The organism is Actinomycetes bacterium, from assembly GCA_035489715.1.
Taxonomy (GTDB): Bacteria; Actinomycetota; Actinomycetes; order JACCUZ01; family JACCUZ01; genus DATHAP01.
The window spans coordinates 1-6976 of the sequence record DATHAP010000188.1 but is presented as its reverse complement, the minus strand read 5'-3'; the positions used below and the strand labels follow the sequence as shown (position 1 = coordinate 6976).

Genomic DNA, 6976 nt, shown 5'->3' with positions numbered 1-6976 from the left:
GCGAGGTTCTCGTCGTTGCGCGGGTCGGGGATGACCGCCGTCCGCTTCTGCTTCCTGGTGGTGCCGGTCCCCGCACGCGGCAGGTCGAAGCCGTCCATCGCCAGGTCACCACCGGCGCGGGCGGTGCGGCCGGTCCTGAGGTGCCGGTCGTCGGAGTAGAACTTCGCCGACGCCGGGTTCTGCGGCCCGGCGCCGTAGAGCGAGTCGAGGTCCAGCGTCGGCGAGCGCCCCTGCAGCAGGTCCGCCGGCGAGACGTCGGTGCCCAGCATCACCGTGGTGCGGTCGAAGGTCAGGTCGTGGTCCACGAACTGACCCAGGTAGGTGTATCCCGCCGGGACGCTCGACGTCCCACCACCGCCTGAGGTCATCGCGCTCGCCAGGCGCCGTCGCACCGCCTCGCCGAGCTGGTCGCCCTTGGGCCCGACCCGCCGGAAGCGGAACGGCGGTGCCGCCGCCTCGAGGGTGGTGCGGGCCGCGGCGTCACGCCCGCCCCCGCTCTCGCCGACCAGCCCCTCACCGAGGAGGACGTACGTCTCCGAGCCGTGCTTGTCCACCGGACCCCCCAAGGTCGCCGGTTGTTCGCGGGCCGTGCGGCAGGTGCCGCGCGGATCAGCCGAGTGCGGCGCGCACCCGACGGCGCCGGGCCCTGCGTATCACCGGCGCGAGGCTGCCGTCGCCGGAGACCGGCTCCCGGTTGCTGACTCGGTTGGTGACCGCCCCGGTGCCGACCAGGGCCACGAAGAAGGCCAGGAAGGCCGTGACCCACTGACCGTCGGTGATCGTCCCGAACCCGCTGTTCTCCCCCTGGAGCGCGGTGAGCAGCGACGACAGGAACGCGATGACCCCGCTCGCGAAGGCCGACCAGATGGCCTTCAGGTGCGTGCGCAGGTAAGAGCCCATGATCCCCCCAGGATCTGTGCGCGGATCGTCGAGCTGACCCGCCCCCCTGCACCGAAGGTGACCGCGGCGACGCACTCTGTCAACCGGCCGGGACCGCCAGGAAGGTAATGGTTTCGTCAGGTCCGATCACCCTTCACGCGGCGACACGCGGGATCGCGCAGGTGGATCGCCCGATCGCCCCGTAACCTGCGGTCAGGCGACAGTCGCGGCACGGCGACGAGCACTCGGGGGGCGGATGAGGTCAGGACCACTGGTCGCGGCGGGGCTCGCGACCACCGCGGCGGCGCTGGTCAGCGTGCTGGCCGCCGGCGCCCTGCCGGTGGCCAACGCCGGCACCACGCCACCGCTGGACGACCCCGTACCGACCGACACGTCGACCAGCCCGACAGATCCGCCGCCGGACCCCGCGACGCCAACGCCAACGCCGACGACGCCGACCCCGCCACCACCCACGCCGACCCCCACCGTCACGCCGGTCACGCTGCTGATGCCCGACCTGGTCGCCATCCCGGCCGCCGACCCGGAGCTCAAGGTGCGCAAGAAGACCGGCGTCCGGGTCCTGCGGTTCGAGTCGTCGCTGGGAAACGTCGGCAGCGGCCCGCTCGAGGTCCGGCCGAACCAGAGCCAGCCCTGCCCGCCCGGTCAGCAGAACTCGACCCAGCTGGTCTACAGCGACACGAACCTCAACGGCGTCTACAACCGCCTCCAGGACGTCAGCGTCTGGCGGCACCGCGCCGGCTGCATGCTCTACCACCCCACGCACGACCACTGGCACTTCAAGGCGTCGGCGCAGTACTCGCTGGTCGACCCGCGCAACGGCGACGCGGTCGTCAGCTACCGGCGCAAGGTGAGCTTCTGCCTGCGCGACACCGCCCGGGTGCCTGCCGAGTACGGCACCTGGACCTACCGGGAGGTCTACGGCACCTGCACGAAGAGGTCGCCCCAGGGCATCTCGGTGGGCTGGATGGACATCTACCAGAGCTTCCTGGCGGGGCAGCGGCTCGTGCTGCCCGAGGGCCTCGCCGACGGGCTGTACTGCCTGCAGACCGTCGTCGACCCGGTCAACCAGCTCGTCGAGGGCAACGACCTCAACAACTCCTCCGTCGCCGCCTTCGGGATCCGCGGCGAGAAGGTGCACCTCCGACCACCCGAGCGCTGCCTGTGACCGCCGACCGCGGGAGCGCCGTGCCCGTGCTGTCGACCGGGATCGACCGCCGGACGCTGTTGAAGGGCGGCCTGGCCACCGCGGGCGGTCTGCTGGCCGGCGCCGGTGTCCTGGCGCCGGGCGCGGCCGAGGCAGCTCCTCGGGTCGACCGGGTGCTCGCCAAGAACCTGTCGGTGCCGTGGGGCATCGCCTTCCTCCCGAGCGGCGACGCCCTGGTCGGCGAGCGCGACAGCGGCAACGTGCACGTCGTCCGGCGGGGCGGTGGCCGCCGCCAGGTGGCTGACCTCTCGGTGTTCAGCCAGAAGTCCAGCTTCGGGGAGAGCGGGCTGCTCGGGCTCGCTCTGCACCCGGGCTTCGCGACCAACCGCTGGGTCTACGCCTACCTGTCGACGCGCAGCGACAACCGGGTCGTCCGCATGCGCCTCGCGGACGGCCGGCTGGGCAAGCGGCATCTCGTGCTCGGCGGCATCCCGATGAGCGTTCACCACAACGGCGGCGGCCTCGCGTTCGGGCCCGACGGGCTGCTCTACGTGTCGACCGGTGACGGTGAGGACTCGTCGAACGCGCAGGACCGGGGCTCGCTGGGCGGCAAGGTGCTGCGGGTGACGCCAACCGGAGACGCGGCGCCGGGCAACCCGTTCGGCAACCGCACCTGGTCGATGGGGCACCGCAACGTCGAGGGCATCACGTTCGACGCCCGCGGCAACCTGTGGGCCAGCGAGTTCGGCGAGAAGGAGACCGACGAGCTCAACCGCATCGTCGCCGGCGCCAACTACGGCTGGCCGCGGGTCGAGGGCAGCGACGGGTCCGGCGGCTATCGCGACCCGTTCGCCGAGTGGTCGCCGACCTCGATCTGCTCGCCGGCCGGCGTCGCGGTGGCCCGCGGTCGGGCCTGGCTCGGGGCGCTGCGCGGCCAGTGCCTCTACTCGGTGCGGCTGACCGGCGACAACGCCGGTCGCAAGCGGCGCCACTTCGCAGGCCGCTTCGGCCGGATCAGGGCGGTCGCGGCGGCCCCGGACGGCTCGCTGTGGATCACGACGTCCAACCGCGACGGGCGCGGGTCGCCCGGGTCGACCGACGACCGGGTGATCCGGATCGCGCTGGGCTGACGTCGACATGTCCCGGGACGTCGGGACCTTCGTCGGTAGTCGGCTCCCGCCGGGCCGACGACCCTGAAGCGCGTGACCGCACCACGCACGCCGACCGCGCCGATGGCCGGGCCGCTGATCCCGGACGGCGCCGAGCTGCTGCTGCGCGCCGCCGCAGCGGCCCCGTCGGTGCACAACACCCAGCCGTGGCTGCTCGCCGTCGATGTTGCCGAAGCCGGCGGAACCGCCGGCGTCGACCTCTATGCCGACCCCTCCCGACGGCTCCGGCACGGCGACCCCGAGGGCCGGTCGATGCTGGTCAGCGTCGGAGCCGCCGTGCTCGACGTGCGGGTGGCGCTGGCTCACCTGGCGCTGGCCGCCGACACCGAGATCGACCCGGGTCTGACCGCATCGCTGGAGGACCGCCTGAGCGGCCGGTCCGACGCCCCCTTCCTGGTGGCCCGGGTCCGCGTCACCGGCAACCCACCGGGCGGCTCCCAATCGGCACTCGCCCGCCTGTTCCCCGCGATCTGGACCCGCCGGACCAACCGGCGGCCGTTCCGGGACGAGCCGGTGCCGGCCGTCCTGCTCGACATCCTGACGGCGGCGGCTGCCGCCGAGGGCGCTAGGTTGCGCCCGGTCGTCGACCCGTCGTCGGTGGCGGCCGTCGTCGGCCTGCTGCGCACCGCGGAGGCCGCCGAGGCCGGCGACCCGGCGCTGCTCGGCGAGCGAGCCGCCCACGTGGGCGGGCGGGGTCGCACCTCCGGCATCCCGGTCGCGTCCCTCGGCCCGCGGCCGGCCGCGGCCGACGGGTCCTCCGTCGGAGCCGTCCGGGACCTCGGCATCGGCGTGTCCGCGGTGCGCGAGTCGGCGGCGTTCGAGACCGCCCCCACGCTCGCCCTCCTCGGCACGACCGGTGACGAGCCGGCCGACTGGGTCCGGGCCGGTCAGGCGCTGCAGCGGCTGTGGCTCGAGGTGACGACGGCCGGCCTGCACGCCTCGCTGCTCAACCAGCCGCTGGAGCACCCCCGGCTCAGGCCGGCCCTCGTCACGCTGGCCCCCGGCGCCGGCGCCGCGGCCCAGGTGCTGCTGCGGATCGGGCACGGCGAGCCGGTGCCGCCGACGCCCCGTCGCCCGCTGCCGGAGCTGCGCCTCCACACCGGCTGACCAGCGAACCCTGGTGCTGCGCCGTCACAGGGGTCACCATCGTGCTCATGGTGGACGACGCAGCGCTCGCCTACACGGCATGGCGACCGGACCGCATCGGCGGCCGCAGCCCCTTCCCGCCGATAGCCGACTACGCCTTCCTGTCGGACTGCGAGACGAACTGCCTGATCGCGCCGAGCGGTGCGGTCGAGTGGATGTGCCTTCCCCGGCCGGACGCGCCGAGCATCTTCACCGCGCTGCTCGACCGCGGCGCCGGTAGCTTCCGCCTCGGGCCGTACGACGAGATGGTGCCCGCCGCACGGCGCTACCTGCCCGGCAGCCTGATGATCGAGACGACCTGGCAGACACGCACTGGATGGCTGATCGTCCGCGACGCCCTGACGATGGGTCCCTGGCACAACGTGGACCAGCGGTCCAGGACCCATCGCCGCTCCCCCACGGACTTCGATGCCGAGCACTGCCTGGTCCGGTCGGTGCGGTGCGTCAGCGGCGCGGTCGACCTCTTGATGAGCTGCGAGCCGGTGTTCGACTACGGCCGGACCGAGCCGCGTTGGGAGTACGACGGCACCGGCTACGGCGAGCTGGTCGCGACCGCCGACGACTGCGACCTGACGGTCCGGCTGTCGACCGACCTCCGGCCTGGCATCGAGGGCGCCGGCATCCACGCCCGCACCCGGATGGTGGAGGGCGACGCGCACTTCGTCGCGCTGTCCTGGTCGCCGCTGCCGCCCCCGCGCAGCTTCGAGGAGTCCGACGAGCGGATGCGGCGCACCTCGGAGTACTGGCGGCAGTGGATCACCCTGGGCGACTTCCCCGACCACCCGTGGCGCAGCTACCTGCAGCGCAGCGCGCTCACCTTGAAGGGCCTGACGTACGCCCCCACAGGTGCCCTGCTCGCCGCCGCCACCACCTCCCTCCCGGAGACGCCGCAGGGTGAGCGCAACTGGGACTACCGCTACGCCTGGGTCCGGGACTCGACCTTCGCCCTGTGGGGCCTTTACACTCTCGGCTTCGACCGGGAGGCCAACGACTTCTTCTACTTCGTCGCCGACGGCTGCCGCGACGGCCAGGACCTGCAGATCATGTACGGCGTGGGCGGCGAGCGGGAGCTCGCGGAGGAGTCGCTGCCGCACCTGTCCGGCTACGAGGGTGCCTTCCCGGTGCGGGTCGGCAACGCGGCGTACAACCAGAAGCAGCACGACGTCTGGGGTGCCGTCCTGGACTCCGTCTACCTGCACGCCCGGTCGCGCGACCAGCTGCCCGAGTCGCTGTGGCCGGTGCTCAAGCGCCAGGTCGAGGCCGCCGCCGAGCACTGGGAGCAGCCGGACCGCGGCATCTGGGAGGTGCGCGGCGCGCCGCAGCACTTCGTCTCGAGCAAGCTCATGTGCTGGGTGGCCCTTGACCGCGGCTCGCAGCTGGCGCGGATGCACGACGACCTGGAGTACGCCGAGAAGTGGCAGGCCCTGGCCGACCAGATCCGCGCCGAGATCTGCACCCGCGGCATCGACGAGCGCGGTGTGTTCGTCCAGCGCTACGGCTCGACCGCCCTGGACGCGTCGCTGCTGCTGATGCCGCTGATGCGGTTCCTGCCGCCGGACGACCCGCGGATCCGGGCCACCGTCCTGGCCATCGCCGACGAGCTCACCGAGGACGGGTTGGTGCTGCGCTACCGCGTCGACGAGACCGACGACGGGCTGCGCGGCGAGGAGGGCACCTTCACGATCTGCTCGTTCTGGCTGGTGTCGGCCCTCGCCGAGATCGGGGAGTTCGACTCGGCGCGCAAGCTGTGCGAGCGGCTGCTGGCCTACGCCAGCCCGCTCGAGCTCTACGCGGAGGAGATCGACCCGCGCAGCGGGCGGCACCTGGGCAACTTCCCGCAGGCGTTCACCCACCTCGCACTCATCAACGCGGTCATGCACGTGATCCGCGCCGAGGAGCTGACGTCGCCCGAGGACCCCTCCGACTCCTGAACCGTCACCGAGCCGTCATCCGCCGTCACTCCGGCTGGTTGTGCGCGTCCCCGACCTCGCGGCCGACCACGAACGGCTCCCGCACACCGTTGTAGGCCAGGTGCGCGACGAGTCCCTCGGCCGCGTGCGGCAGGTTGTGGCAGTGGTCCATCCAGATGCCCGGGTTGTCGGCCACGAAGGCGATCTCGTAGGACTCGCCGTCCTCGACCTGCAGCGAGTCGACCCACCACTGAGCACCCGAGGACTCCACCCCGTCGCGGCTGAGCACGACGGCGTGGTGGCCGTGCAGGTGCATCGGGTGCGAGTCGCCGCTGTCGTTGCGGATGGTCATGACGACGAGGTCACCCTCGTCGACGACGTACATCGGCACGTCCGGGAACTGGTGGCCGTTGATCGTCCACCAGAAGCCGGGGCGGCCGTCGAGGAAACCGATCCGACGGCCGATGTCGTAGTCGAAGCGCCGGTCCGCCCGCTGCGGGTCGAAGGGCAGGTCGGCCGAGGAGCGGCCGTAGGACAGCAGGTCGACCGCGACCTGCGGCTCCGGCTCGGCCACCACCCGCCCGCCGCGCGGCCCGAGGACGACAGCGGTGCCCCCGCCAACGTCGACCCGCGTGCCGGTCGTCGGCACGTCGACCTCGAGGTCGACCCGGCCCCCGGCCGGCACGAGCACCACCTTCCCGACGATG

Annotated in this window: 6 protein-coding genes and 1 pseudogene; 4 read left to right on the top strand and 3 right to left on the bottom strand. The window is 72.9% G+C overall.

Translation table 11 applies throughout. The features are described from left to right. Both VK640_15180 and VK640_15175 read right to left on the bottom strand, forming a co-directional pair. The coding region (locus tag VK640_15180; GenBank protein HTE74520.1) for a heme peroxidase at positions 1-554 on the bottom strand (554 nt) is incomplete at its 3' end. Between the two features lie 55 nt (positions 555-609). After that, entirely contained in the window at positions 610-900 is a 291-nt protein-coding gene (locus tag VK640_15175) for a hypothetical protein (protein ID HTE74519.1), read from the bottom strand. A 235-nt stretch (positions 901-1135) separates the two neighbouring features. On the opposite strand from VK640_15175, the gene VK640_15170 reads away from it, so the two are divergent. From VK640_15170 to VK640_15155, 4 genes and pseudogenes are all read left to right on the top strand, one after another. Further along, the gene (locus VK640_15170; protein HTE74518.1) at positions 1136-2065 is read left to right on the top strand and encodes a lysyl oxidase family protein; all 930 of its coding nucleotides are present in this window, start codon (positions 1136-1138) and stop codon (positions 2063-2065) included. Then, positions 2062-3174 carry a PQQ-dependent sugar dehydrogenase gene (locus VK640_15165; protein ID HTE74517.1) on the top strand — a complete coding sequence of 371 codons (1113 nt, stop codon included), beginning with the start codon at positions 2062-2064 and terminating at the stop codon, positions 3172-3174. The genes VK640_15170 and VK640_15165 overlap by 4 nt, the downstream gene beginning before the upstream one ends. A gap of 72 nt (positions 3175-3246) precedes the next feature. Beyond that, positions 3247-4320 (top strand): nitroreductase, encoded by a 1074-nt coding sequence (locus tag VK640_15160; protein HTE74516.1) that lies wholly within the window; start codon positions 3247-3249, stop codon positions 4318-4320. 104 nt (positions 4321-4424) lie between these two features. Next, positions 4425-6290, top strand: a pseudogene (locus VK640_15155) (glycoside hydrolase family 15 protein). A 25-nt stretch (positions 6291-6315) separates the two neighbouring features. On the opposite strand, the gene VK640_15150 reads toward VK640_15155, so the two are convergent. Continuing rightward, positions 6316-6976, bottom strand: a 661-nt coding sequence (locus tag VK640_15150) for a multicopper oxidase domain-containing protein (GenBank protein HTE74515.1), incomplete at its 5' end; no start/stop codon positions are given.

Coding starts and splice junctions, on each gene's coding strand:
- VK640_15170 (HTE74518.1), top strand. CDS start 1,136: ATGAGGTCAGGACCACTGGTCGCGGCGGGGCTCGCGACCACCGCGGCG.
- VK640_15175 (HTE74519.1), bottom strand. CDS start 900: ATGGGCTCTTACCTGCGCACGCACCTGAAGGCCATCTGGTCGGCCTTC.